A 26,583-nucleotide genomic window follows, 5' to 3' on the forward strand; every position below is an offset into this window, starting at 1 on the left:
GACCAGCAGCTTGACCAGCGCGGACGCGGGCAGCAGGGCGTACGGCTCCCCGTCGTCGTCCATCACCAGCACCCCGGGCAGCCGCTGCTCGGCCAACAACCGCGCCGCGTCCAGCGCATCGCTGTCCAACTTCACCGACGGGTACTCCACCACCAGATCACGTGCGCGCATCCGCGTCCTCCTCCATCCGGATCTTCGACGGCGTGGCCCCGGCGGCCCGCGTCGCCTTCTCCTCACCCTCATCGTCATCCGGTATCCCGACGAGATCCTCGACGTCGAAGAGACGGGCGACCGGCACATCCGTACTGCTGTGGGCGGCGATGGAGAACGCGATGCACACCGCGATCAGGGTGTAGGCCTCCTCGCCCTGCGGGATGCCGGACTGCAGCACCAGCAACCCGTACACCACGGAAGCGAAGCCCTTCGGCCCGAACCAGGCCGCCGCCAGCTTCTCCCTCCGGTCGAAGTGAGTGCCGATCAGCGAGATGAGCAGCGACGCCGGACGGATCAGGACGATCGCCAGGACGACGGTCACGTACCCGCCGACGGACAGGTCACCGAACAGCTGCGGCGTCAGCAGCGCGCCGAACACCAACAGGGCCGCGAACTTGCTCAGCTCCGCCAGCGCCTCGCCCAATGGCTCGAAGGCGTGTTTGGACTCCGGCGACACCGAGGCGAACACCGCGCCCGCGGAGAAGGCCGCCAGGTAGGGGTTGGCATGGGTGAGATGGCAGGTGGCGTAGAGGATCACTCCGGTCGCCAGCGGCAGCAGCGGCTGGAGCTTCGGCTCGGCTCCCAGCAGCCGGAACCGTACGAGCCCGTTCACCACCAGCGGCAGCACGACACCCAGCGCCAACCCGCCGGCCAACTCGGCCGCGATCTTCGACAGCGACGCCTCCGCGGCCCCCGAGGTGGGGCCGGCCGCAGCGATCAGCACCAGGACCACGGGCAGCGCCAGCCCGTCGTTGATCCCGCTCTCCACGTTCAGCAGCTGCCGCAGCCGCGCCGGAACCTCCTTGCGGCCCACGATCGCCGAGGCGAAGACCGGGTCGGTCGGCGCCAGCACCGCCCCGACCAGGAACGACGTGGTCCAGTCCAGCCCGGCCAGGAAGTGGGTGATCAGCGCCATCCCGACAAACGCCAGCGGCATGCCGAGCCCGAGGGCACGCGCCGGGTTCCGCCAGGCGCCGCGCAGGGCGGGGAACGACACATGCATGCCGTCCGTGAACAGCACCGCGAACAGCGCCAAGTCCGCCGTGACCGCGACGATCGGGCTGTCGGCGGTGATGTGGATCAGACCCAGGAAGCCGTCACTGACGAGCGCACCGGCAACGAGAAAGAGCAAGGACGTGGAGAGTACGGAGCGGGCCGCCAGGCCCGAGACCAGCACCGCAATGAGAAGTGCGACACCGAAGACAGCGATGAGCACCATGGATTACGCCCCCGATCAGCAAAGAGATTGATCCCTTGTTCGCCGACCAGGCTTCCCGGCACACCGAGAAGAACCTTACCCTTCCTTGATGTGTCTTTGACAGATCACTAACACGCACCGGACCGGAGCGAACATTGCCGGACCCCGGCAAACACCCTTCCCCGGCCCGACACACCGATCAGCCCAGTACGGCCGTGTCCGCATCGCGGGAGGAGAGGGATGGGCCTAGCCTGAACTTCAGGTGTGCCGGGAAGTCTGGTCGGCGGTTCGTCGCCTACTGCCCGGGAGCTTCCGGATGCCACACTCGTCTCCAGCCCCGAACCCCGACGAGCGCCAGGGAATCCTTGGGCCGGGCAGCAGGCTGCTGAACTCGTTCCGACGCCGCAGGAGCGCTACCGCGGGCCATGCCATCGTCCAGCTCCGCGGAGAGATCACCGGTGCGAACAGCGAGCGTGTCGGGAAGCACCTGCAGAAGGTCCTGAGCTCGCGGCCTGCGCTCCTTGAGATCGATCTCCGGGACGTGCGCTGCCTCAGCAGCGACGGAGCTGCGGCGCTTTTCGCGGCCCTGCGCGCGGCACAGAGGCAGGGAACCCGGCTGGTCGCCACTCATGTCCGCCAGCAGCCCCTCCACACCCTCAAACAGCTCGGGCTGGAGCGGGCCCTCGAGCTGTACGAAGGGAACGGACCGCCCGGTTCAGGCGGCGGCGCTCAGTAGCCGCTCCAACAGGTGAGAAGCGGTGATCACACCGAGCCGCGCTGTGGCCTTGCCCTCTTCCACGACCGCCGCCAGGGGGCTGCGGCCCTGAGTCATCAGGGTGGCCATGCTGGAGCCGCGCAGCGCTGTGCGGTCTGCTGTCGCGGGCCGCTGATCAGCGTTGGACTGCTTGCGCCAGTTCTCGATCTGCGTGGGCAGTTCGCGGGCCATGTAGGTGTAAAAGTCCCTCATCTCGTGCAGGCGGCGGGCGGTGGGAGTGTCCTTGCCCGCGGTGTCGATGCCCTCCTGGGCCGCGTCGAGCATCACGTTCAGCATCGCGTTCTGCTGGGACATGAGGGTGGCCCAGGCACCTTCGCGGAAGCGGTAGTGGTCGCGGCGGCTGCCGGGAGCTGGGACGCGCTTGACCAGCCCGATGGGGATGAGCTGCCTGATGGCGGTGGAGACCGCGCCGGAACTGATGGAGAGCTGCGCGCACAGATCGGCCGGGGTCATGGTGTCCTGCTCGGTGTAGAGCAGCGCCGTCATCACCCGGGCCGTGGTCTTCTGCATTCCGCCCTGGGCCAAGGTCAGGGCCAGCTTCTCGGCCGCGTCGCACAGGGTGACACCGTCTCCGTTTCGTGACCACCGATTACGGGACAGAGTCGGACGTCTTGCAGTCCCTCCTTGCGCGAGCCCCGGCCTCAGCCTGGGTTGGGGGCTGGCGGTTGCTGGAGGTGGAAGGTGAGCCCGCTGATTCGGCCTGATTGGATGACGGGACCGTGCTGAACGCCGCCGTTGATGTCGTTGTACACGGTGCCCCCGCGCGTCGCTGAGGTGGTGGCGAATCGCTGCAGCGAGGTGACTAGGACGCGCAGGTCGTCGCTGGTGATAGGCCCGGCTTCGACGAGCTGTTGTAGGTGGGCACGCCACTGCGCTCTGACATCGGAGGTGACCCGCTCGTCCTCTGTAGCGTCGGTAGTGAGCAGCCGGGTCCTTGCGTCGTCCAGGTCGGCGATTGCGGCGGTGTTCGAACCGGTATGTGCTAAGAACCGTCCGACAAGTTCACGGGCGTGCGCCCAGGAGTCGGTGACCATGAGGGAAACCAGTGTGGTTGCTCCCGACGCTGCGAGAGCGGCCAACTCGTTGTCCATCGTCTTCTCCTAGGTGAGTGGGGCCCTGGACGTCTCATCGGGCGCGTCAGTGTCGGAATTCGGCTCCTCGCCGTTATTCGGCGTGAAGGTCGTCGGCGGGTCGAAGCGGTGTAGCAGGTCCTCCGCTGTCTCGTGGCAGTTCTGCTGCTTGATGATGTCGGAGATCTGCTTGGCCAGCATCGCCCGCCGAACATCGCCCTCCCGAAAGCCCATGGTGTCGAAGAAGCCCGAGAGATGATCCGCAGCCGTCCGTTCCTGTGGAGTCGGAGCGGGGTCCGCCTCCAGGAATTCCGGAGCGGGGAGCTCGCTGGGCTGCTGTAGGAGGTTCTGAAGTCGCTCGGGGATGTCGGTGTCATTGGCTGCGGACGTGAGTTGCGCGAGCAGGGCGAGGTCTGCCACCGTCTTTTCCACGTGCTCCTCGTTCTTGGTGAGCCACCAGACCACCGCGCTGCCGGTGTCCTTCAGCACGTCCTCCCCCAGGTACTGGCGCTTGCTCTGCTCGTACTTGCGTTGGTGTTCCCAGACCGCCTTGTCCTTGCGTACTTTGGCGAGTCGGTCCAAGCGTTCCTGGTCTTGCTCGAGCAACGTGAGGTTGATGTTTTCCGCCATCGCCTGGAGGTGTCCCGTGGGGTCCGGGCACATACGACTCAGGGCACCGCTGAGCTCGTGCTGAACGAGTGAGGCTTGGCTCGGCTCCCGTTTTTCGGTGATGGCGCGGGCGCGGTTCAGGACTGCCTCGACGGCGAGTCCTGCCGGATTGAGGACGGGGGCGTTTTCAGGTGTTTCGACGAGATACCACCGTACAGTCGCCGAGAGGACGAAATTGTAGTCGTCCCAGAGGCTGGGCAGTGCCACTTGGCTGACGTGATATTCCGTGCGTTCCACGGGTGAGGCCGTGCGCTGTTCTTCGAAGCTGACCGGCATGGAGCCGCGGCGCAGCGAAGCGATCCGGAAGGCCGCTGCGGGGACAATGAGGAGGAGCACGGCCAGCGTCGGCCATGTCCACGTGGACCACCGTTGTGTCAGGCCGACGATGGTCAGCAGTAGGCCGCATAAGATGGTGAAGAAGACGGTTGTCGTCTTTTGCGCGGTCGTCACGGTTGAGTCCCCCTGGGTGATGCCAGCGGCGGGGTGGCTGGGCCGAGGCCCTGGGCCGCGCTGATCTTGTGGAGTAGCAGTTCTGTGGTTGCGACGGCGCGAGCGGGGCCTCCCGGAGCAGTGCGCTCGGCTTCGCGGGCGCTGGCGTACAGCGCGGCGAAGACCTCACCCCGCCTTTCCTCGCACCGCTCGGCCGCGCTGACGAGGAGGTCGAGTAGAAGCTCACCGTGGTGTCCGGTGTCGTCGGCCGCCCGGTGGAGCCAGCGTTCCGCGCGTGGCTGCCATATGGCTCGCGGTAACTTGGCCAGTACCGCATGCCAGCAGGTGGTCAGGGAGCGTTGTACCCCGTTCTCCTCCACCAGCGCTCGTGAGGTGTCGGATGAGTCTGTCAGCGGTACCGGATCGCAGGTGCGCAGGAAGATGCCGAGGTCGGGCGGCGAGAGGTCGGATCGTGCGAGGCGGTCGAGCAGCCTTCGGCGCAGTCGGCGGCTGCTGGCTACCAGGTCGCACAGCGCATGCAGGGCACGCGTGGTGTCGCGCTCACGCCGGGCCAGGTAGTACAGCCTGAGCAGGGCCTGATCCGGATGGCTGGCAGCAAGGACATCGGCGCAGATCTGAACGAGTACCTGTGCGAACTCTCCCCTGAGACGCCGGTAAGCACACCACTGATAGATCCTTTCGCGGAACTCTCTGCCGTGATCCGGATCATCAAGACCACAGGTGAGCGCATGGACGGCGGCCTCCAGCTGTGCCCTGCTCGCTTCCTCGGAACTCCATCGTTCGGCGAGAGAGGCCAGACCGTCCCCGCGCCCGGTCCGCAGATACTGACCGGCCATACGCGCCACCAAACCATCACGAAGGGCAGGGACGACGTGCGGATCGTTCAGCTCCACGACGCTCGCGGCCCACGTGCCGAGGTGCGGCCGCAGGTCAGGCATGTGGTCCCAGAAATGTGCGCGGACGGCGGAGTCGTAATCCAGATCCGTGAACCGCACGTGTCCGTCCGGCCCGGTATCGGCTGAGATCTCCGCGAACCGTTCAGCGAGGTCCTTGTGCTGGAGCAGCGGGACACTTTCTGACGAGGGGTCGAGAGTGCGCAGCAGAAGCTGGGCCGCCCGGTGGATAACGTCGGCGTGCGTCCCATGGAGCATGGAGACAGCAATCAGCAGTGCCCGCTGAGGAGCCTCGCGTAATCCGGCGACGAGTGCGGCGACTTCCTTCCGCCGGTCGTTCCGTGCTCTCTTGGCTGTCGCGCACCACTGTGCGAACCCTTCGCCCGGTCGAGCGGTCTCGCGAGCGCGGCGCACCAGGTCGGCGAAGTCCGCGATCTCCCGCATCGGCCTCTGCTCGGGCAGAAACTCGGTGACCGTGACGTCGGGCTGGATGTACTCCTCGTACGGCAGGCCGTGCATGCGGAGGTGCCGCCTGAGAACGTGCAGGCCGGGAGGTCGCCGGATTCCTACCCGGTAGTGCTGGAGGTCGGGGTCGAGGGTACCGCCGTGCGGCATGACGACGACAAGATGTGCGTGCTGTTCGTGGACGGCCTTGCGGAGGGCGGGGAGGTCGGCCCGTGCCGCGGACCACTGGCGGTCGTCGGCGGCGGACAGGTCCAGCAGCAACTGGTCACCGGTTTCGACCAGAGCGGGGTCGTGGAGGGACAGTTCGTCTTCCTCGCCGGGCAGAAGTACGTGGAAGACGCCGCTGTCCCGGTGGTATTCGCGCAGGAGTACGCGGGCCGCAGAGCTTCGGCCGCTGCCCGGGGCGCCGTCCAGAATGACGGTGCCGGTGCCGGCGAGTGTGGCGCGGGCCTTGCCCATGTTGAAGGGGTCGACCAACACGCGTCGCAGCCAGCAAAGCTGATCTTCGGCGACCCGCCGGAAGGCCGGCTTGTCCGAGTCCTGTAGTTGGGTGCCGACGTTGACGTAGATGTTGCCGGGGCCCGTGTGCGTGAAACCCTGCGGGTTCTCTACCCGTGTCCGGCTGTGCTGGTTCACCGGCCATCGTCCTCGCCTCGATCCGGCTCACCGAACCGATGCTGGATGTTGCCGTGGTTGTCGCCTTCGAAGTACGTCATCCCATCGCCCGAGATGTGCCGGTCGCCCGACACATGCCGGGAGTTCTGGTAGATGTGACCGCTGCCCGTGTGGACAGTGCCATGAGGGTCCTTCACGATGGTGCCGCCGACATCTCCGGTGAAGTCACGGCTCTGTACGGCTGTTCCGCTCACGTCCCCGATCGAGTTGGTTACGGTGTCCGACGCGGGTGACGTCTTGCCGGCTTGGGTCAGGTCGCACAGTCCCGAGACCATCTCGGCCGCGGCTTCCTGGAGCGCAAGTCCACGGACCTCAGCCACGCGCTGACAGTGCTGGAAGACACCGGCATGATCGTCCGAGAGCCGGACGCCTTCCACGGCAAACGCTCCGCCTACCGCATCGTCGAACCCATCCTGACCTTCTACCACGCGCTCATGCGCCCGGAGTGGAGCGACCTGGAGCGTCCCGGCCAGGCAGCCGCCGTATGGGAGCGCTCGCAGGCCACGTTCCGCAGCAAAGTCATCGGCCCCCACTTCGAACAGCTCTGCCGCACCTGGACCCGCTGGTACGCCAGCCCCGACACCCTCGGCGGACAGCGCACCCGCGTGGAATCCGGCACCGTCCCGGACCCGGCCGCCAAGACGAGTCACGAAGTCGACCTGGCAACCTTCGGCCGTGACGAGGACGGCCGCGAGGTCCTGCTGACCATCGGCGAGGCCAAGTGGAACGAGACCATGGGTCTGGGCCACCTGCAACGCCTGGACCGTATCCGCGCCCTGCTGCGCGCCCGGGGCGGTGTGCACGCTGAGCGGACCCGGCTGCTGTGCTTCAGCGGCGCCGGCTTCACCAGTGACCTGCGCGATCTCGCCCGTCGAGATCCCACTGTCCAACTCGTCGACCTGGACCGCCTCTACAGCGGAGACTGATCGTCCTCATTTCCTGAGGTTCGGGAGACGGTGCTCGCGTGTCGCCGGATCTCCTCGTGCGTACCGCGGTGAGGGGGATTGAGCTGCCAGGTCGGCCCGCAGTTGTCGGTGTGAGCTCGCGCGCTGGCGCGGCGGGCCTGTCCTTGATGGGCGCAGCAAGCGTAAACTGGACGTATGTGCTGCATGGTCAGGCTGTCAACTCTCAATCAGCCAGAAGTGCAGGGGCCGAAAAGCGCGGACTCCTTTACTCGGCTGATTTCGCTTGACCGTGACCTCGACCAACGGACTGGAGCACGCCGCTCAGACGCATTTGAGCTGGGGGTCAAGGGGTCGCAGGTTCAAATCCTGTCGTCCCGACCAGCATCATCGCAGGTCGGAGGCCGTTTCCGCGGGTAGCGGAGGCGGCCTTGACCATGTCCGGGCTGGGAGCAAGTGGGAGCGCTCTGGGAGCTCTCGTGCTCCCAACTCGCGGACGTGTCAACGGTGCCCGATTCGTCCGTCACTCGATCAGGTAGACCTACAGCGCCGTACCGCGCCCGCGTGCGCCGTCGTCAACCGCAGGCCCCCGGGGTCACCCGATCGATTCGGATGCTCTCTGCATCGAGAGGCGTAAGAACCCCTTGTCGGCTCTCGACCCCCTTTCGGGGTGGGAGCGCGGTGTCGTGCTCCCCATGCGACAGGGGGGAAGGTGTGGGCTGAGGGCCTCGGTCGGCCCGTTTCTGCAGGCAGCCGGGGCTCGGGTGTCCGGGTCGCGGGTTGCCTGCCGGGTCAAGGCGGGGCAAAGCCCCTTGGCGTCCGCGTGCAGATGGGGCACTCCCAGGGCGTGAGCGCCGTATCCGGCTCTGCGGCGCAGTGGCGAGACGGTCGACTGGGCGTCTCGGCGCGGAAATTGTGTGCCAAGCATGGGCTGACGGCTGTCGGTCCCGACAGGCGCGGATATGTCGGGCGAGCAAACTCAGCGGCTGTCAGGTCGAAGTGGCCCAGGAAAGCCCCCACGCCGAAGGCGTGTTCCGCGTAACTGGCCACGTCCTCGGTGACGTCTGCCTGGTCGCAAGTGCACGGGATGGTGATGGGTCACAACCCATGACATCCGGGGCGGGCTCGGTTGCCCACCGTCCTGGCTGTAGGGTCGGTCCTCGACGGGAGTCAATCAAGGAACGGCGGCTCGCCATTCGCCATCTGCCGCGCGGTTCGGCTCGGGGTGGACTCCGTGCCTGCTTCCCATCCCACACCGCCAACGCCAGCTCTGGCCTGGAACTGGTGCTCGTGGCCGGATAGTTGTTGGCCACCGGCCCACCATCCGAGCGCACACGAGCACGGCCGTGGGCAGGACACCGACGGCGATGCCCACCGTGATCGCGCCTAGGATGATTCGCTGCTGGAGCACGCCCGATATGACGGACGCTCGACACTGTGAACTGCACCAGCGCCCCGTCTTGGCTTAGTTGCTCCGCAATGAGCTGTGGATCGGTGCGGACCGATCGATGCGGTGGGCATCACGTTCCCGTCGGCTGAGCGCTCCGGATGGACTCCGGTTCGGACTGAACCCGGCGTACAGCCCGACTCGTCTGCGGCTCTTTATTTCCGCAGGTCAGAGGCCATTCCTTTAAACCAAGCAACCCGTTGGGGTCGAATCCGGGTCGATTTCAGGCCCTTCCGTCTCGTCCAATCCATCGGCGGACAGGAAGGGCATATCGCGCGCTTGTTGGTGTAAGTGCAAACGGAAACCTGTGGGCAGCGATGTGGGGGAGCCTCGGACGTACTCGAAGTATCGCCCGAGGTGTACTCTGAATGGGACTGATTCGACCCGTGTGCTGCGCGGCCTGGGCGGCGCTATCCGCATTCGGCAGTGGTGGCTCAGATGTGGTTTCGGCGGGCGGACTTTTCTTGTGTCCTGTCGCTCGATGCCGCGGTCAAGGCACTGGCGGGGCCCGGTCGAGCCACGCACCTCCAGCGTCGGCGTCACCAGGTACTCGACGGTCTCCCGCCCCGGATCGGCGATGCGATTGACGGAGAGGTAACGGATCTTGGCGAGGAATGCTGTTGTCGAACCTCGCCAGCGACAGGCCCCCTCGGGATGGACAGACCAAGTTCGAAGACGGGTGAGGCAGGTCGGGTCGTTGGCTACGAACACCTGGATCGGGCGGGGCGTGAGCGGCCCAACAGGCATGCAGTTGCGCAGGTCCGTTCGGTGTCCGCATAGGAAGGTGTGACGTGGAACGTTGTGGCCAGCCGTGATCACGGCGGCGGGAGGTGAGCATGGCCGCGCAGACGGCAGGGCGGACGTCACCCGCCGCACGCTGGGCGACGTGGTGGCGTGAGCGGGATCCGGGTCTGGCGGCGACGCGGCGGGCGGGGCGAACCGCGATCGTGATGCCGGCGCTGTTCGCGCTGTGCAGTGAGGTGTTCCACTCGTCGACGATGGCGAGCTTCGCCGCGTTCGGTTCGTTCTCCATGCTGCTGCTGGTCGACTTCAGCGGTTCGATGGTGAAGCGGCTGCGGGCGCAGGCAGGGCTCGCTGTGGCGTGGGCCGTGCTGATCTGCCTGGTGGCGCTGGTGGCGCGGCTGACCTGGCTCGCCGTCGTCACGACAGTGCTGGTCGGCTTCGTGGTCCTCTTCTCCGGTGTCGTCAGCTCGCTTCTCGGGTGCGGAGATGACTGTGTGGCTCGCTTGGATCGCGTACTTGAGATCGTCCTGGTCCGTGGCATCCCCGATGGGGATCGTGATGGTGGACGAGGGCGGTGTTGCCGTTTCGGTCACTAGCTGACCGAAACGGTAACCTTTGGTCATGAAGTCAACCGTGAGGCCCACCAGCGAGGAGATCGATCGTGCCCTGATCGACGTGGCGGCCTTCGTCTTTGCGCGGCACGGGTTCGCTCAGGGCCCCGTGCAGGCGATCGCTGACGGTGCCGGCTACTCCAAGGCGGCTGTGCTGAAGCGCTTCGGCTCGAAGGAGCGGATCCAGGACGCCGTGGTCGCTCGCGCGGAGGAACATGCCGCACGAGTGGCGGCTGCGGGTGAGGGCCTCCCGGTCGGGCTCGAGCGGGACGCCGCCCTGCTCGGTGCGCTGGTCGAGCTGATCGAGGAGTGGCCGGGGACTGGTGCGCTCATGGCCGGCGCCTTCTGGCTGACGCGAGAACCCGAGATCATGCAGCGCCTCTCCGGGGCGCAGCGCATGTTGATGGAAGCCTTCGATCCCGATGTCTGGACTGATGAGGAACGGCATGTGCGAGTGGTGTCCGCGATCGGTGCTGTGACCGTCACGATGATGGCGAACCGTGAGGCCAGGTGGACCGAGCGCACCGATGTGGTGATTGCCGCGGGCCTTGGCGCGCTGGGCCACAGGGGCAACGGCGATGCCGGCGTGGGTGATTGAGGCACTGCGACGGGGTAGATGGCGCTGCAGTACAGAACAACGGGCCCGGCGACCAGTGCGCAGCGCCGGCTGAGGCAATGCTGCGTCACTTGTACAGTTCGGCCGGGGCAGGGTGCCCGACGTGGCTCAAGGAGCCACTCGTCGTGGCTACCTGACCGCACCCGCCTGACAGTGACGACGGCTCAGGATCTCGGCTCGAAGGACTCCTTCCTCAAGAGGTTGGCCGGGGCGCCCACAGAGGAACACCGCAAATGGCCAGCGTCCATGCCCCCTTCTTTTTCTGTGGCAGCGCCAGCGCATCAGGAGGCGGCAGGTCCCCGTGCAGGCGGCACGGCGGCAGACAGGTGCTGCTACCGGTGCAGCCAGTCGCCGATCACGGTGTAGGCGTGTTCGCGGTGGCTTGCGGCGGGAGAGCAGGACGTCGTGGAGGGCGCCCGGGACGGGGACGACGGTGGTTTTGTTGCCGAGGCAACCCGACCAGCGGGCAATCTGGGCGACGTCCAGGACGGTATCGGAGCGGTCGCCGACCTCGGACGTGCGGTCGTCGATGGGCTGATCGAAGGGGGCGCCACCGCTCCGTGCCCAACCGGCGATCTTCATACTGGATACGGTGTTGCTGTTATGGTGCTGGCCGAGGAGGTGGACGTTCAGTGGCAGCAGCTGGTCCTATGCGAGCGACCACGGCATCGGCTCGGCGCCCGGGACCGGGGCGTCCGCCCGTGCCGCTGGAGCGCATCGTCTCCACCGCACTGCAGATCGTGGACGATGAAGGAGCCGACGCTCTCTCGATGCGGACGCTGGCCCAGCGCCTGGGCTCGGGCACGGCGACGCTGTACCGGCATTTCGACAACCGGGCAGCGCTGGTCGCCCATGTCGTGGACCGCATGTTCGGCGCCGTGGAACTGAATGGCGGCGAACTCCTCGCGATGGGCTGGCAGCAAGCGCTGCGGACGGTCGCGCACACCATGTTCGAGGCCCTGGCCCGGCACCGGAACGCGGCGCGCCTGATGGTCGAAGAGATTCCCCTGGGGCCGAACGCCATGGCGCTGCGGGAGCACTGTGTCGCGGCGCTGCTCGACAGCGGCTTCCCGCCGCGACTGGCCGCGCACGCCTTTGCCACCCTCTCCCGCTACGTCCTCGGATTCGCCATACAGGTCAACGGTCATGGCGGCGGGCAACTCGACGACGCACAACTGTCCGCCGTCTTTCAGAGCGTCGATCCAGCCTTGTTCCCGGCAACGATCACCGTCGCCGAGTCGATGCCCGTTCCGATCGAGGACGAGTTCTCCTTCGGACTCGAACTCCTTCTCAGCGGGCTCGCCCAGCTGCGCGACGACGTCTGACCAGGCAGGACGATGCGAACCTGAGGCCGCCCGCCTGCGGAGTCATCTCGGTCGGCACGGAGCGAGGCTGTCAGGGACTCGTGATCGACCCGCTGGCCCCGGCCAAGGGCGAATGCGCCGGCCGAACCGGCCCACCGGTGCCCGCGCGAGGAAGGCCGTCTGCGCCGGGCACTCAACGCTGCAGTGCCCGGGGCAGACGAGTTGAACAGCCGCTCGTGGTGCGCCTATGGCGATGCTGCGGAACATCCCCAGCGGAGTCTGTCCATCACTGCGCGGCGGCGGCAGGGGCACTGTGCTTCCGGGTCAGCCCCTTGAGGTCGTAGGCACGAGTACCCGCAGCCCCGACGAGGAGGCCGAGGACAAGCGCGATCACGGAGGCCAACACGGCACGCGTCAGCCCCGAATCCCAGGTGGCTCCGAAGTACAGGATCGAGCGCGTACCCAGATAGATCTGGTGCATGGGCTCGAACGAGCTGAGGAAGCGGACGAAGGGGGGCATGGCTTCCAGCGGTGTCGTACCCCCGGAGCTGGGGATCGACAACACGACGAAGAGGAAGAGGTTGACCACCATGCCCAGACTGCCCAGCAGGGCGAGAATCGCCTGAGCAACCACTGCGACGGCCGAGATGCTCAGCACGCTGAACAGCCACAGCTCCCATGGATGGTCCAGCGGCATGCCGATCCAGTCCGCGATCCCCAGATAGACACTGCTGACGAGCACCGCGACACCCGTCATGATTCCCCACTTCAAAGCAAGGGTGGCCAGGCGGCTGTGCCCCGAGTGCCTTTCCATGCGGTAGAGCGGACCGATCTCCGACGGAGTGAAACCGAGCTGGGAGTCGACGAGACTGGTGGCGATCATGGACCCCGTGAACCCGGCCAGCGCCAGCAGGAGGGCGTAGTAGGAGGCCGAGAGGCCGCCGCCGGTACCGTCGGGAACCTCCTTGGACGGCGTGACATGCACCAGCATCGGTTCGGACAGAACGATGCGTGCCGTTCCTGTGACGGACTGGCTGCCGGATGCCGCCTTGTCCCCGGCCTGTGTCGCAGTGGCGAGCAGCTGCTTGCCCACAATCTGGTTCGCCTCGGCCAGCGCCTGAGAAGCGAAGGAATTGACGACGGACACGCTGGAAGTGTTCGCGAGGGGATTGGTGTACACGGTGACCGCGGGCTGCTGTGCGGCCCCACCGGTCGCCGCGCTCTCCGTGAGAGCCACCAGCTTCTTGCTCAGGTCCGAGGGCAGAACGATTGTGCCGTAGAGCTTCCCCTTGCTCATGTCCTCCTTCGCTGCGGCGAGGCTGACGAAGCGTAGATCGAACTTGTCGTCATCGACCCCCTTGCGCAGGCTGTCGGAGATCTGCTCGCCGACGTCGATGCGCTGCCCCGATGGGCTGGTGGCTCCGGTATCGGCGTTGACGACCGCTACGGGAAAGCCGTTGAGGTCTTTGGCGGAGTTGACCGTGGACCCCAGATACAACGCTGCCAGGGCAGCCATGACCACGGTGACGATGACCGCCGGGGTCAGCCACAACCGCGGCCCCAGCCTGCTTCCTGCGGGCTCGTCGTCGTTCGTCATGGTGCGCACATCCCTTTGGGCGACCATTTCGGTTACTAGGTGACCAGGATGGTAACCGTGCTGCGTAAAGTCAAATACAAAGGTCCCCGGCACGGGTTCGGCCAGGGCACCGTCCAGGCAGTGGCGGATGCAGGTGGCTGTGACTGCTCGTGTCGAGGACCACATGGCGCTCATCGGTGCGGCCGGCGCCGGACGGCCTGAGGGCTTAGAGCGGGATGCTGTGGTTCTCCAGGCCTTGAGCGGTGTGATCGCGACGTGGCCGTGAACTGGCACGCTCATCATCGGCGCCTTGGCCATCATGACGACGGTCACGGCGTGCCGTTCGTTGCATGTGCCGTGCGCGGCAGCCAGACGTTCCACGACTCCCGGCTCCCGCGTCAGCAGGGGCCTTTCCTGTGCGGCGAGCGCAGTTGGGCATCATGCCGCTAGAAGCGGAGTGCCCCTTCGGGCAGATCCCGTTCAGCAGTGAGCGGCAGCTCCAAAGAGGTGAGCATGTCCCGGTACCGCTCGGCCAGTTGAGAGGGGAGCTTTCTGCTGAACACCACCAGCTCCCGGAAATAGCCGGGCCCGATTCGCCGGGCGTGCCTCGACCAGCGCAGCGGCACCGCGTTCTCCGGAGTCACCGTCACACCGATCCCCTCGATCGCGAACAGGAGCGCTGCGGAGACCTGGCCCGTGCGGGCGACGGCGCGCGGCGTGAACCCGAGGTGCCCTGCCAGGCGGTCCACCACCTCGCTCATGCCCTGTTCCTGCTCGTAGAGCACCCAGTCGGCAGCGGCCAGTTCGGCCGGGTCAGCCGCTGCCCCCGCCGGGTATTCGGCCGAGCCGGCCACCACCATCTCCTCATATCCCAGGGAGATGACGGGCCCCTCCCACGGGTCGGGCCGTGGACCGACCGCGATGTCGCCCTGGCCACTGCGCATGGCCTCTTCGAGGTCCCGACGGTGGGAGTAGTCGTGCAGTCTCAGCACGGTGGAGGGGTACGTCGAGTGCCAGCGCGCTGCGGACGGCGGCAGGATCCCCGAGGCGACGGACCGTACGGTCAGGACGTGGACGTCGCCCTGACGGCCCTCCACCACCTCGCGCACCGAGTCCTGCGCTTCCTGAACCGCACGGACGACGTCCTGCGCACGGGGCAGAAAGACACGGCCCGCGGGAGTCAGCGTCACCCCTTGCCGGCCGCGCTCCAGCAGGACCGCGCCCAGCTCCTTCTCCAGGGCCCCGATCTGCTGGGACAGCGAAGGCTGCGTGACATAGAGCCGCGCAGCCGCTCCGCTGAAGGAGCCCGCCTCCCAGACCGCGAGGAAGTACTCCAGCTGACGTAGCTGCATGTGATCAAGTTACGTGGTGCCGTACTGCTGTGCTGAGGGGTGTCACCTGTGCGTCATGCCATGAGTGCGACCCTGCTGTCCTTGCGGGTGAGCCGGGACAGCAAGTAGTCGACCTCGGTGCGGGCACGCGCCGAGAGCACGGCCCCGGGCTTGCGCTGGGTGTCGGAGGCCAGGATTCCGCGGCGCTTCATGACGTACTTGCGCACGGCCAGGCCGATGCCCGGTTGCTGTTCGTAGCGCAGGAGGGGCAGGTGGGCGTCGAAGACGTCATGGGCGGCGTCACGGTCGCCGGCCGTGGTGTGGCGCACCACGTCGACGAGGAGTTCGGGAACGCAGTAGCCCGTCATCGCTCCGTCGGCTCCGCGTTCGGTCTCGAAGTCCAGGAAGAGGCCGCCGTTTCCGCACAGGATCGACAGGCGGGGCATCGCTCCATCGGCTTCGAGTTGCCGGAGTGCGCTGATCTTCTCCAAGCCCGGCCAGTCCTCGTGCTTGAGCATCACGCAACCTGGCGCGGCGTTCGCGATGCGGGCGATGACGGCAGGGGACATGACGACGGAGAACGACAGCGGATAGTCCTGGATCACGAACGGCACGTCCGCGCCGATGGCGCCCGCCGCTCCCTCGTAGTAGTTCACGATCTGGTCGTCGGTACGCAGCGTGTTCGGCGGGGCGATCATGACGCCGTGGGCGCCGGCTGATATGACGTCGACCGTGAGAGCCCGCATGGCGGCGTAGCCGGAGCCGGAGACGCCCACGATGATCGGCAGATCGGTGCGGTTGATGACGTGCTGGACGATGCGCACGCTTTCCTCGTGGGACAGCTTGGGTGCTTCGCCCATCTGACCCAGGAGGGTCAGTCCGGTGACGTCGGCGTCTTTGTAGAAGTCGACGAGTCGGCTGAGTGAGTCGAAATCGATTGCGCCTTCCTCGTCGAAGGGCGTTGGTGCGATGGCGAAAACGCCATTGATGTTGCGGTCCAGGGGTGCCATTGTTCTGCCTCCTCAGAATTCCGATGTCTTTTTCAGAGGCTGGCGATGAGTCCGCCGTCGACGCGAATGACCGAGCCTGTGATGTAAGAGGCCTGGGCGCTTGCGAGGAAGGCGACGGCGGCGGCGTATTCCCGCGGTTCGCCGTAGCGGCCCACAGGGATCGACGCGACGCTCTCGGCGGACGTCTCCGCGACGGACTTGCCCTCCCGGTCGGCCTTGGCCTGGTCGAGGAACTTGGTCCGCTGGGTGCCGATCCGTCCCGGAACGACCACGTTGCAGGTGACACCCTCGGCCGCGACTTCCCGGGCCAGCGTCTTGGACCAGCCGAGCAGGCTGCCCCGCAAGGCGTTCGACAGCCCCAGGTTGGGGATGGGGGCGATCACCCCCGAGCTGGTGCTGGTGATGATCCTGCCCCAGCCGCGGCTCCGCATCAGCGGCACGACCCTGTCCGTGATCGCGATGACGGACAGCACCATGGACTGGAAGTGCTGCAGCCAGAGTTCAGGGTCCTGCCCCGCAACCGGCGAGGGCGGCGGCCCTCCCGTGTTGTTGACCAGGATGTTCACCGGACCGAGCGCCCCTTCGACTGCCGCGATGTGTGGGTCGATCGCGCCCAGGTCCGCGAGGTCCCATTCCAGGGGCACGGCTTTCCCGCCCGCGTCGGCCACCGCCTCGGCGGTGCGCTCGGCGGCCTGCGGGCTGATGTCCGCGACGGCGACAGCGGCCCCTTCCGCGGCGAGAGCCTGGGCGATCGCGCCGCCGAGGCCCCCACCTCCGCCCAGCACGAGCGCGGTCTTGCCCGAAATTCCCAGATCCACAGCTTCGCTCCTTGGGCGGTGGCCCCGTTCGTCGTTTCCAAATGACACTGCCATGAGGTCGTGATCGGTCTCCAATAGGAATCTCTCGCGACATGCATAAGGGATGCCTATGCGCCGCGAAGAGGGAATAGGCGTTGCCGGCGTGCAAGATGAGGTGGGGAACAGGGCCGTTTCGGCCCGTCAATTCCCGACGCATGTTCATGGCCGTAACTGGAGGCCCCTATGTCCTTTCCGGAAACCATGCAGGCCGCGGTGCTGGGTGAGCCCGGCGCCCTCGCCGTCGCGACGCTGCCCGTGCCGCAGGTGGGACCGGAAGACGTTCTGGTACACGTCCGCAGGGCGTCCCTGTGCGGAACGGACTTGAAGATCCGCAGTCGGCACTTCTTCAAGGACGGCGGCCCGGCCGCGGGCGAGTTCGTACCCGGCCACGAGTACGCCGGCGTCGTCGCCGCGGTGGGCAGCGCCGTGGACGAGCTCCGGGTCGGCGACCGGGTGGTGACGGAAGCCCACCGCGGCTGCATGCGCTGCGCCAACTGCCTGGCCGGGGCCTACACGGACTGCCTCAACTACGGCCTGCGGCACACCGGGCACCGCGTGCAGGGGATGACCGTCAACGGGGGCTTCGCGGAGTACGCGCTCAACCACGTGGCGACCCTCCATCGGTTGCCGGACACCGTGGACTTCGACGCCGCGGTCGTCCTCACCACCGTGGGCACCGTGATGCACGCCTTCGACGTGCTCGACACCCTGCTCGTCGGATCTACGGTCGCTGTGATCGGTCCCGGACCGATAGGTCTGCTCGCGGTACAGGTCGCACGTGAGCTCGGGGCCAGGACCGTAGCCCTGGCCGGCACGCGGGAAGCCAGGCTCACCATCGGCAAGTCCTTCGGCGCGGACCTGGTCGTCAACTCCCGTGAGGAGGACGCCGTAGCGGCGGTTCGGGAGGCGACAGACGGGATCGGCGCCGACATCGTCCTGGAGTGCTCCGGCGCCCCGAGCGCGGTGGACGACGCACTGCGCATGGCCAAGCGGTCCGGGAAGGTCGTCCTCGTCGGCTTCTTCGAAGAGCCCGTACAGGCCGACCTCAACCACGCCGTGATGAACGGCATCTCGATCCAGACGGTCCGTGGCGAGGGCACGGGTTCGGTGGCCCGCGCCGTGGGCCTGGCCGCCCGGGGTCGGCTGCGCACCGCGGAACTGGTCACCCACCATTTCGGGCTGCCCGACGTCGCCGAGGCGTTCGACACCTACGCCGAGCGCCGGGGCAACGCCATCAAGGTCATGCTTGACATCTCCGAGGACCCGGAGTCCACCAGTGACCGGTGACCGAGAGGGCACCGTGCCCGACGCCCTGGCAGCCGGGCGGGAGAAGGCAGCGGCCGCCATGGCCGATGCTGCCACCGCCTGGCTGAACAGCCTGAGTGAGGACCAACTCCCGCTCGCCGCCTACAAGTCCCCACTCCACCCGGATGCGGAGGCCGAGAGGCAGCGCTGGTTCTACACCCCCACCGAACACGGCGGGCTCGCCATCCGAGACCAGAACGCCCGCCAACAGAGCCTGGCCATGCGGCTGGTGGCGACCGGACTGTCCATCCCGGGCTACGCCACGGTCACCACCGTGATGGGACTGGAGAACGTCCTGGACCAGCTGGAAGGGTGGCGGGTCCACTGGGGCCGGCAGCGCGGGCGGGACCCCGGCCTGTACTGGCTGAGGATCTTCGGCCGCCCCGGCGACCGTGTCTGGGCGTGGCGGTTCGGCGGCCACCACATCTCCCTGAACAACCTCGTCGTCGCCGGCCGGCTCGTCTCCACGACCCCCTGCTTCATCGGTGCCGACCCGGCCACGACCGAGCTGATCGGAGGCACCCTGCGGCCCTTGCAAGGCCCTGAGGAGACGGCCCGTCAACTGGTCCGCAGTCTGGACACGGGCCAACTCCAAAGCGCCCTGCTCCACCCGTCCGCAGTCTCGGACATCGTCTCCGGCAACCGCCCACGCGTCGAACACGGCGACACGATGATGCACATGCAGGACCTGTGGCGCGGCCGGTTCGCCGACCCTGAGCTGTACCGGCTCGTCAACGACATCGACCGCCGGGCGGAAGCGGGCAGCGGATACACCGAGAACGATCACGCGCGCGTGGCCATCACGATTCCCCCCAAAGGCATCAGCGGTCGCGACCTGAACAACGAGCAGCGGCACCTGTTGCGCCGGCTCGTCACCCTCTACACCGGACGGGCACCCGAGTTCCTCGCAGACGCCTACGACACCCACTACGGCTCTGACACCGTCCTCGACGCGGTGCATTTCGGCTGGGCGGGCAGCACGGACGCCGGGGAACCCCACTACTACCGGGTACAAGACCCTCGCGTCCTCATCGAGTACGACAACACACAGCGGTACGCCAACCACGCCCACTCGGTGTGGCGCGACCTGACCTCCGACTTCGGACTGGACGTACTCGCCGAACACCGCGCACACATCGCACACGAGTAGGGCCTACTCGGGGAGCGCCGTACTCAGGTACGGGCGGCAAGCCTGGCTTCGACGCCGTCGAGAAGCGACTGCAGTCCGAAGGACACATAGGGGCGAGGGGTGTCTGCGAGGGCGGCGCCGATCGCGAACGTGACGACGCTCCGGGCGGCTTGCTCGGCATCCCGCCTGCTGAGGCCGGACGCCTCGCAGACCGCGAGCAGGTGCTCGTCATGGCGGTTTCTGGCCGGGCCGTCGAGAGGCTGGATGGTCATGGCGGCCAGCAGCCAGGGGTGCCTGAGAAGCATCGAACGCAGGTTGTCGGCCATGGCCAGGAGGGCCGGACGCCATGCGAGGCCGTCGAGCGCGGGGAGGGGTGTCCGCCCCCAGACGGCGTCAGCGGCCAGCAGGAGCAGATCGTGTCGGCTTTTGATGTGCCAGTAGAGTGCCGCCGCCGTGATGCCGAGACGGCTGCCGAGTCTTCGCATGGTCAGACTCTCGATGCCGCCCTCGTCCAGAAGGGCGATGGCCGCCTGGATGATCTGCTCCTGGTGCAGGGCGTCGCGGGGCATCCCCGCGGTAGTCGGCATGGGACTGCTCACGGCACTCTCTTGCTGTAGGAACGAGGCCGCGGTGTGCGGCTCTGAGGGCGCGTGACCATCGCGCCGACGAGGACGGGGTGTCGTGCGCGTCGGCGCGCGGTTCATGCGTGGTGGGGGAAGTTGCGGTATGTCAGCCGGGAGAGCCCGCGGGCCTGATGCTGCGCAGCAGCCGCTCTCCGGACTCGCGTAGCTGGTCCTTGACCTCGTCGAGGCCGGACGCGAGCAGGGCGTGATCGCGTTTGCGCCAGGTGCCGGCGACCATCACGGCTTCGATGTTGGCGATGTCGGCGTGCAGGACCGTGGCGACCGGGTCGTGCGCCGGCCACAGGTTGAGCGCCCGGGCGTCGACGGCGACCAGGTCGGCCTGCATGCCCGCCTCGATCCGGCCCACCTTGTCTGCCAGGCCCAGTGCCTTCGCTCCTTCGACCGTGGCCCAGGCAAGTGCCTGTTTGCTGGTGACAGACGGTGTGTTGGCGTACATGCTGGTCGTCTGCCGGTGGTGGGCGTGGTCCAGGCTGCGCTGATGGGCCAGAGCGATCCGGGCGGCGGTGAGGACCGTGCCGGGTACGGCGGTGTCGATGTCGGTGCCCAGGGAGGGTGCCGCGTCCAGGCTCAGCAGGGATCCGGTGATGGGTGTGCCGTGACCCTGGCCCAGTTCGTTCTCCGGGGTGGTGGTGAAGGTGACGCCCGCCTCGACCAGCGCCTTCAGCCAGTCCTCGGGCAGGTCGGCTCCGTGCACGACGTTGGTCAGGGGGCTGAACAGCCCGGCGTTGCGCACGGCTTCCCAGCCGGGCGAGGGTTCGCCGCCGCTCTGGTGCATCGAGACCACGAGGCCGCGTTCCGCGCCGGCTCGGAAGTCGGCCACTGCGGTCTCGGCGGAGGAGTATTGCGGCCCCTGGAGGGCCATGCCCAGGGTGAGGAGGCCGTAGTCGCGGACGGGGCCGTCGAGCAACCGGTCGATCTCGGCGAGCGGGTGGGGTGTGTCCGGCGCGCGGTAGGGCGTGCCGTGCAGGAAGACCGCGCGGATCCCGGCCTGGACCAGTCCCTCGACGGCCGCGTCGGCGTGCTCGGGCGACAGGGCGTTGTGACACCAGTCGCCGAGGGTGGTGGTACCGCAGTTGAGCTGGTTCAGGGCGCCGGCGAGATTGCTGATGTGCATGTCGGCCGGGGTGTACTGACCGACGCACTCCCCGTGCAGGTGGGTGAGGTACTCCATCAACGTCCAGTCGGCGCCCGCGGAGCGCAGCGCGGTCTGCCAGGTGTGCAGATGGGCGTTGACCAAGCCGGGGATGACGATGCGGCCGGAGAAGTCGACGACCTCGGCATCGGGCGCCTCGACGGTTTCGCCGACGGCGGCGATGGTCTCGCCGTCGACGAGGATGTCGACACGCTCGGCGTCCGGCCGGTCCGGCGTCATCGTGATGACCTGCGCCCCGCGCAGCAGTATGCGGCTCATTCAGTGGCCCCCGAACCGAGGGAGGTGCGGCTCTGCTGGGACATGGTGCGGCTCCTTACCTGGGGCGTCATTGCCCGCACGGCGGCTTGTGTGGGGGTGAGGAAATCCCGAGTGGCGATGTGCCCGATGTAGCCGTCGGGACGGATCAGCAGCAGAATGTCGCCGGTCAGGCCGTAGGCACTCCGCAGCGTGTTCTCGGGGTCGGAGAAGGCGAGGCCGTCGCCCGCGGCCGATCCGACAGTGAGCCGCTTCAGCTGGGCGCCCGTCGTCGGCCAGTCGAGGAGTTCGAGGTCATGGGCGGCGCCGGGGCCGTAGGCGATGGCGGTGAAGTGCGGTCCCTGGAAGAGGTCGAACAGGCGGGTCTCGGCTCCGTCGGCGCCGAGCAGTCGGGCGTCCGGGGCGCGGTCGCCCACGTGCAGCGTGCTGGTGCCGCTGCTGTCGGCGGGGGCGAGCGGGCCGCCGTAGTAGGTCAGGGCGAGCTGCTGCTCGTCCTTGCCGCGCTTCATGCTGGAGGGGGCGAGCTTGGCGAGGCCGCCCCACTTCTCCGTGGACAGTCCCAGGACCCCGGCGGCGATCGGCTGCCGCTCGGCCTCGTAGGTGTCCAGCAGGGCGGGGTCGGCTCCGGCGAGGACCTGGCCGAGCTTCCAGCCGAGGTTGTAGCCGTCCTGCATACCGGTGTTCAAGCCCTGGGCACCGGCCGGGGTGTGGACGTGCGCGGCGTCGCCGACGAGGAAGACACGTCCGCGGCCGTAGTGCTGCGCGAGACGGATGTTGGGCCGGAACACGGATTTCCAGTGGATCTCGTGCAGCTGGATGTGCCGGTTGCGGGTGTGTGAGTGGATCCGGTCGATGATGGCGCCGATCTCCTGGGGCGGCTTCTCGTCGGGCGTGAGCCGGATCATCCACTGGAACATGTCGCTGTGGGGGATCGGGCAGGCGCCGATGAGCTTGCCGCCGAGGCCGGGCCACATGTGCCACCGGTTGCGGGCCAGGCCACTTACGGAGGCATCCACGATCAGCACGCGGTCGGACTCGTCCGTCGTCCCGACAAAACCGATGTCGAGCTGCTTGCGCACCGCACTGGAACCGCCGTCGGCCCCCACGGCATAGCGGGCGACGATCTCCTCGACCCCGTCCGCGCCCACCACCTTGGCGACCACCGTGTCCTCGTCCTGCGTCAGCTCGGTCAGTTCCTTGCTGAACTCGACCTCGCGGCCGAGCTCACTGAGCCGGGCGTGCAGGGCGCGGTCCGTGCGGAACTGCGGGATCAGCCAGGTGTTCGGGTACGGGACGTCCGGGGTTGCCTCTTTGTGGGGGAACATCTTCCACGGCACACCGATGGGCCCTGCATGGATCCCGAGCTTGGGATAGATGTCGCCGCCGGCCAGCACGTCGTCGAGAGCGCCGAGGTCTTCGAGGACTTCGAGGCTGCGGGGCTGGATGCCCTTGGCGCGCGAGCCGTCGAAAGCGTGGGGGGACCTGTCGACGATCCGGACGTCGAGTCCGCGGCGTACGAGGTCGATCGCCAAGGCGGAGCCCGCGGGGCCGGCACCGATGATGAGTACGTCGATGGCCTGCGGGCTGGTCATGAGTCGAGCCTTTCGGTGTGTGCGGACACGAACGAGACGAGCTGATCGGCGACGCCGCGAGGCCGTTCGAATGGTGCCATATGCCCGCATTTGTCAATTACATGGTGTTTCTGAGGCTTCAGCAGGGCGCGTGCCGTGTCGAAGTGCGCCAACGGCGTGACGTTGTCCTCGTCGCCCCACAGCAGCAGTGTCGGAATGCCCAGGGCTCCCGTCCGCCGGAAGAGGTCGTCACGGCCGGCGACAGGCAGGTGCTGCAGGGTGTCGAAGACCGCATACAGCGAGCCCTCGAAGCGGAAGGCGTCGAGGACCATCTCGGTCAGTTTCGCGCCGAGCTCGGGATCGCGGACGTTATGCCCGAGGTGCCCCTGGAGCAGCTGAAGGCCGCGACGGCGGGCGACCACTCCGGCCAGCAGATCGCTGCGCAGCAGCCGGTCGGGGGAGGCCAACCGCGGCTTCGCGAGACCGGCGGGTCCGACGATGGTGAGAGTGGACACCGACGAGCGGTACTGGGCGGCGTACGTCATGCTGACCAGCGCGCCCATGGAGGTGCCGACCAGGTGCAGGGGCCGTGCCGTCAGCTCGAGCCGGTCCGTCAGCTCGGCCAACTGCCGCGTGAACAGCGTCTCGTCGTATCGCGCCTGTACCCGGTCGGAGTAACCGCGGCCGTAGGCGCTGCAAGTCAGCGTGCGCAGCCCGCGGGCGTGCAGCTCGCTGACAAGGCCGTCCCAGTAGAACAGCGGGATGGTCAGACCGCCCGCCATCAGGACCACATCCCCGTCCTCGGGCCCCGTCAACTCGTAGTGGGTGACGCCGTCGGACAGCTCGATGAAACTGCCGCGCAGCGCCTTGCGCGAGTCGGCGGTGAGCTTGCGGTCCTCGCCCGAGGCGACGAAGTACTTCATGGAACGGGCCTCCTTGCCCTCAGTGCGTGGGGGTGTCGGCCCAGGAGCCGAGGAACTTCGCGATCGCGTCCGCGACCCACTGCGGTTCCTCCTCCGGCAGCAGATGTCCGCCGTGGGGGTGGACGAGCTCCTGGGCGCCTGGGACGTCTCGGGCGAAGTGCTGGCCGTCGATGCCCGCGCTGCGCAGCACCAGCGTGGGCACCGTGATGCGCGGGATCTGCGCGCTGCGGTCCGGCTGGTCGGTGTTGCAGAAGTCGACGAAGGCCGAGCGGTTACCGGGGCGGCTCATGAGCTGATGGGCGCGGTCCACCATGGCGTCGTCCACGATCCGCGAATGCGGCCCGACGGCCTCGCGCAGGTTGCGCTCGATCGCCCCGCGCGGCATCACCCGCCTCAGCAGGGGCCGCACCAGCGGGTTGCGGGCCAGGCGCATCCCCGCGGGCACCGTCTTCTCCGGGTAGCCGGTGGCATTGACCAGCACCAGGCCGGTCAGCCGCTCCGGATGATCCAGCGCGACGTTCCAGGCGATGTTGCCGCCCAGGGAATTGCCGCCCACCGCGTAGCGCGGCACCCCCAGCGCCTCCACGAAGCCCGCCAGCGTCGCGGCGTACGCCGGGACGCGGTAGTCGCGGTCCTTGCGTGGGCCCGTCAGTCCGAACGCCGGCAGGTCGGGGCGGATGACATCGAACGAATCCGACAGCAGATCCGCCGCGCGGTCGAAGTGCTGCAGGGATGAGGCACTGCCGTGCAGCAGCACGAGTACCGGGCCCTGCCCGGCACGCTTGTAGTGCATCCGCAGGCCGTCCACCTCGACGAACCGGGAATCGGGCTGGGGCTCAGACCAGGTACTCATAATGGCTACACTGTTACCGATAAGGGGGCGTGTCAAGAGGTCGTGTCAGGAGGCGGCCCCCGCGTGTTACGACCACGGTGCTCTTGAGCGAGGAGATGGATCAGTTGGTGCGCCGCGCTGCCGGTCGTCCACCGGTCCGGCCGGACCGGATCGTCGCCATGGCGCTGCGGATCGTCGACGAGGAGGGAGCGGAGGCGCTGTCGATGAGGGCCCTGGTCGAGCGCCTGGGCTCGGGTACGGCCCGCTGACCCGCCGGGAGAGCTGGACTTCCCGCCGGAAGCGCGCACGGAACTCATCATCTGCGGCCTGCGCAGGATGCACGACCTTGACGGCGACACGCTCGCCAGCGGCCGTGACGGCGGCATGCACCGTGCCTATACCGCCAGATCCAGCCGTACCGCGACACGGTAGGGCCCCACCCGGCGTGGATCGCCGGGCTGTACCGGCTGAATACAGTTGGACACGGTGGCTCCCCCCCCAGGCGGCTCACGGCGATCATCGGCCGCAACAATGGGCCGATCGTATCGACGTAATGCACCACGCGGCTCAAGTGCTATAGCCCACCCCGGCCGTGTGCCCGCTCGGCCGTGCCGGAAGGGGCGCAGTGTCACAGGCGCGCGGCAAACGAGATGATCGCGCTACACTCAACCGCCGTTGGGCCGCCGCAGGATCGAGTGGAACGCCTGGCCGAAAGAGGTCACCGTCAGACCTTCTGCAATCCTCGGCGGGCGGGCATAGGTGTCCCAGGTCTCGGTGAACCGAGCGTGACGCGAGAGGGACTGGACTGTCTTCGGATCGTGCTGACCTGATCCGCCGAGCCTGGACGTGTAGAAGCTCTTGAGATCGTGGAAACGGGCGCGGTCAGGGAGACCGGCCCGGGCGACAACCCGTTGCCACTTCTCGTTGAAGTCACTGCCCTGAACAGGCCGCCCGTATCGGTTTGTCACGATGAGCCCTTCGTCGATGGGCTCGACGTGGCCCCGAGCCCGTCGCTTGCGCGCTGTGTCCTGGGCGACCGGTTCCGGCTCGCTGAAGTGAGCCACATGGGTCGCCAATTGCTCGATCAGGAAATGATCCACAGGCAGGGTCGCGTAGCTGGCCTTCGTCTTGAGAGGCGCGGTCTTGCCGCGCTGACGCTGTTCTTGGACGTAGAGGAGATCCTCATGCCAGCCCACGCACACCCGTGTCAGGCACAGGGCTTCGCCGACACGTAGTCCTGCGCATGCGCCGAGCCAGACCAGGATTTCGTAGCGCGGCTCGATCGCCCGCATGGCCAGGGCGGCTGCGGCCACCTGCTCGGCAGTTTTGCACAGCTGTTCATGGCCTTGTGGGAGTGGCGCGGGTGGTGTCGCTGTGTGTCAGCACGCGAACCGTCACCAGATCCCCGACTCCTGTCCCTCGGGATGCAGATTCGACGACTCAGGGAGGGCCGGGGATACAGCTTGGAACAGCTCGCTGAGCGCAGCGGATTGAGTTTCCGTGGACTCATCTATATCGAACACGGGCAGCGCAGTCCCAGCGTGCCGACGCTTCTGGATATCGCTGCTGGCTCGATGTAGAGCCGGGAGAACTCGTCAACCACATTGCCCGGGAGGATTCCGGCAAGTCCGAGTCTCAGTAGTCCGGAGAGGCAAATTGAACGTCCGCAATCTTCCATGGAGTGCGGTGGGCTCGTAGGGGCTGTTGGGTGTCGATTCCTCCGAGGATCCCAGCAGGCGGTGCGTGTGGACCCGCAGAGGCGCCCAATCCGTGCCCATCGCCTGACGGCGTGTGCAGGTACCGTCCTGCAGTCGGCTGCGTCGGCCGTGAGGGTCCGCCATCTTCTTCCAACCGCGTGCCCGCATGACGGTGTGCCGCTCGAGAAGTCATCGCCGCAGGTGAGCGAGGTGCGGTCAGTTCGCTGGGATCATGTCCTGCGTGATCGTGTCCTTGTTGTACAAGGTG

Annotated in this window: 25 protein-coding genes; 9 read left to right on the plus strand and 16 right to left on the minus strand. The window is 67.5% G+C overall.

The annotated features are described in order from the left end of the window. Positions 1–157: 157 nt before the first annotated feature. Positions 158–1,432: a cation:proton antiporter gene (locus ACFV2X_RS52545; protein WP_385630709.1), complete on the minus strand. Its 1,275-nt coding sequence runs from the start codon at positions 1,430–1,432 to the stop codon at positions 158–160. Positions 1,433–1,727: 295 nt separating this feature from the next. Between ACFV2X_RS52545 and ACFV2X_RS52550 the strand changes: the two genes are divergently transcribed. Further along, positions 1,728–2,147 (plus strand): STAS domain-containing protein, encoded by a 420-nt coding sequence (locus tag ACFV2X_RS52550; RefSeq protein WP_385630711.1) that lies wholly within the window; start codon positions 1,728–1,730, stop codon positions 2,145–2,147. Here the strand turns inward: ACFV2X_RS52550 and ACFV2X_RS52555 are convergent. From ACFV2X_RS52555 to ACFV2X_RS52575, 5 genes are all read right to left on the minus strand, one after another. After that, on the minus strand, positions 2,127–2,696 hold the full coding sequence (locus ACFV2X_RS52555; RefSeq protein ID WP_385630714.1) for a MarR family transcriptional regulator: 570 nt from the start codon (positions 2,694–2,696) through the stop codon (positions 2,127–2,129). The genes ACFV2X_RS52550 and ACFV2X_RS52555 overlap by 21 nt on opposite strands. A 131-nt stretch (positions 2,697–2,827) precedes the next feature. Then, complete coding sequence (locus ACFV2X_RS52560) at positions 2,828–3,277, minus strand: hypothetical protein (protein ID WP_385630716.1); 450 nt, start codon at positions 3,275–3,277, stop codon at positions 2,828–2,830. 9 nt (positions 3,278–3,286) lie between these two features. After that, entirely contained in the window at positions 3,287–4,375 is a 1,089-nt protein-coding gene (locus tag ACFV2X_RS52565; RefSeq protein WP_385630718.1) for a hypothetical protein, read from the minus strand. Further along, a complete protein-coding gene (locus ACFV2X_RS52570; RefSeq protein ID WP_385630720.1) occupies positions 4,372–6,369 on the minus strand; it encodes a hypothetical protein in 1,998 nt (665 codons plus the stop codon). Before ACFV2X_RS52570 ends, ACFV2X_RS52565 begins: the two co-directional genes overlap by 4 nt. Then, entirely contained in the window at positions 6,366–6,728 is a 363-nt protein-coding gene (locus ACFV2X_RS52575) for a hypothetical protein (RefSeq protein WP_385630723.1), read from the minus strand. Before ACFV2X_RS52575 ends, ACFV2X_RS52570 begins: the two co-directional genes overlap by 4 nt. Positions 6,729–6,755: 27 nt before the next feature. On the opposite strand from ACFV2X_RS52575, the gene ACFV2X_RS52580 reads away from it, so the two are divergent. The 4 genes from ACFV2X_RS52580 to ACFV2X_RS52595 all read left to right on the plus strand — a co-directional run bounded on the left by ACFV2X_RS52580 (position 6,756) and on the right by ACFV2X_RS52595 (position 12,053). Next, positions 6,756–7,334, plus strand: coding sequence for a hypothetical protein (locus ACFV2X_RS52580; protein ID WP_385630725.1), 579 nt, complete (start codon positions 6,756–6,758; stop codon positions 7,332–7,334). Between the two features lie 2,259 nt (positions 7,335–9,593). After that, positions 9,594–10,097: a hypothetical protein gene (locus ACFV2X_RS52585; protein ID WP_385630727.1), complete on the plus strand. Its 504-nt coding sequence runs from the start codon at positions 9,594–9,596 to the stop codon at positions 10,095–10,097. 25 nt (positions 10,098–10,122) lie between these two features. Next, a complete protein-coding gene (locus tag ACFV2X_RS52590) occupies positions 10,123–10,710 on the plus strand; it encodes a TetR/AcrR family transcriptional regulator (protein ID WP_385630729.1) in 588 nt (195 codons plus the stop codon). 719 nt (positions 10,711–11,429) lie between these two features. Then, entirely contained in the window at positions 11,430–12,053 is a 624-nt protein-coding gene (locus tag ACFV2X_RS52595) for a TetR/AcrR family transcriptional regulator (RefSeq protein WP_385630731.1), read from the plus strand. 265 nt (positions 12,054–12,318) lie between these two features. Here ACFV2X_RS52595 and ACFV2X_RS52600 read toward each other — a convergent pair whose 3' ends face one another. From ACFV2X_RS52600 to ACFV2X_RS52615, 4 genes are all read right to left on the minus strand, one after another. Next, the gene (locus tag ACFV2X_RS52600; RefSeq protein WP_385630733.1) at positions 12,319–13,989 is read right to left on the minus strand and encodes a YhgE/Pip domain-containing protein; all 1,671 of its coding nucleotides are present in this window, start codon (positions 13,987–13,989) and stop codon (positions 12,319–12,321) included. A 65-nt stretch (positions 13,990–14,054) separates the two neighbouring features. Continuing rightward, the gene (locus ACFV2X_RS52605; protein ID WP_385630736.1) at positions 14,055–14,960 is read right to left on the minus strand and encodes a LysR substrate-binding domain-containing protein; all 906 of its coding nucleotides are present in this window, start codon (positions 14,958–14,960) and stop codon (positions 14,055–14,057) included. Between the two features lie 53 nt (positions 14,961–15,013). Then, entirely contained in the window at positions 15,014–15,949 is a 936-nt protein-coding gene (locus tag ACFV2X_RS52610; protein WP_385630739.1) for a dihydrodipicolinate synthase family protein, read from the minus strand. A gap of 32 nt (positions 15,950–15,981) precedes the next feature. Further along, complete coding sequence (locus ACFV2X_RS52615; protein ID WP_385630742.1) at positions 15,982–16,767, minus strand: SDR family oxidoreductase; 786 nt, start codon at positions 16,765–16,767, stop codon at positions 15,982–15,984. Between the two features lie 222 nt (positions 16,768–16,989). Between ACFV2X_RS52615 and ACFV2X_RS52620 the strand changes: the two genes are divergently transcribed. Continuing rightward, complete coding sequence (locus ACFV2X_RS52620; RefSeq protein WP_385630744.1) at positions 16,990–18,093, plus strand: zinc-binding dehydrogenase; 1,104 nt, start codon at positions 16,990–16,992, stop codon at positions 18,091–18,093. Then, complete coding sequence (locus ACFV2X_RS52625) at positions 18,083–19,261, plus strand: DUF3500 domain-containing protein (RefSeq protein ID WP_385630746.1); 1,179 nt, start codon at positions 18,083–18,085, stop codon at positions 19,259–19,261. Before ACFV2X_RS52620 ends, ACFV2X_RS52625 begins: the two co-directional genes overlap by 11 nt. Before the next feature lie 23 nt (positions 19,262–19,284). Here the strand turns inward: ACFV2X_RS52625 and ACFV2X_RS52630 are convergent, their stop codons facing one another. From ACFV2X_RS52630 to ACFV2X_RS52650, 5 genes are all read right to left on the minus strand, one after another. After that, on the minus strand, positions 19,285–19,827 hold the full coding sequence (locus ACFV2X_RS52630; protein WP_385630749.1) for a TetR/AcrR family transcriptional regulator C-terminal domain-containing protein: 543 nt from the start codon (positions 19,825–19,827) through the stop codon (positions 19,285–19,287). A 142-nt stretch (positions 19,828–19,969) separates the two neighbouring features. Further along, positions 19,970–21,295 carry an amidohydrolase family protein gene (locus ACFV2X_RS52635; protein WP_385630751.1) on the minus strand — a complete coding sequence of 442 codons (1,326 nt, stop codon included), beginning with the start codon at positions 21,293–21,295 and terminating at the stop codon, positions 19,970–19,972. Next, the gene (locus tag ACFV2X_RS52640; protein WP_385630753.1) at positions 21,292–22,884 is read right to left on the minus strand and encodes an FAD-dependent oxidoreductase; all 1,593 of its coding nucleotides are present in this window, start codon (positions 22,882–22,884) and stop codon (positions 21,292–21,294) included. The genes ACFV2X_RS52635 and ACFV2X_RS52640 overlap by 4 nt, the downstream gene beginning before the upstream one ends. Beyond that, positions 22,881–23,786, minus strand: coding sequence for an alpha/beta fold hydrolase (locus tag ACFV2X_RS52645; RefSeq protein ID WP_385630754.1), 906 nt, complete (start codon positions 23,784–23,786; stop codon positions 22,881–22,883). Before ACFV2X_RS52645 ends, ACFV2X_RS52640 begins: the two co-directional genes overlap by 4 nt. Positions 23,787–23,805: 19 nt before the next feature. Continuing rightward, positions 23,806–24,639: an alpha/beta fold hydrolase gene (locus ACFV2X_RS52650; protein ID WP_385630756.1), complete on the minus strand. Its 834-nt coding sequence runs from the start codon at positions 24,637–24,639 to the stop codon at positions 23,806–23,808. An 83-nt stretch (positions 24,640–24,722) separates the two neighbouring features. Here ACFV2X_RS52650 and ACFV2X_RS52655 point away from each other — a divergent pair, with 83 nt between their 5' ends. Continuing rightward, entirely contained in the window at positions 24,723–24,887 is a 165-nt protein-coding gene (locus ACFV2X_RS52655; RefSeq protein ID WP_385630758.1) for a hypothetical protein, read from the plus strand. A 396-nt stretch (positions 24,888–25,283) separates the two neighbouring features. Here the strand turns inward: ACFV2X_RS52655 and ACFV2X_RS52660 are convergent, their stop codons facing one another. After that, positions 25,284–25,931, minus strand: coding sequence for a tyrosine-type recombinase/integrase (locus ACFV2X_RS52660; RefSeq protein WP_385630761.1), 648 nt, complete (start codon positions 25,929–25,931; stop codon positions 25,284–25,286). 111 nt (positions 25,932–26,042) lie between these two features. Between ACFV2X_RS52660 and ACFV2X_RS52665 the strand changes: the two genes are divergently transcribed. Beyond that, positions 26,043–26,198, plus strand: coding sequence for a helix-turn-helix domain-containing protein (locus tag ACFV2X_RS52665; protein ID WP_385630763.1), 156 nt, complete (start codon positions 26,043–26,045; stop codon positions 26,196–26,198). Positions 26,199–26,583 lie beyond the last annotated feature (385 nt).

The sequence above is a fragment of the Streptomyces sp. NPDC059679 genome (assembly GCF_042734105.1).
GTDB lineage: Bacteria > Actinomycetota > Actinomycetes > Streptomycetales > Streptomycetaceae > Streptomyces.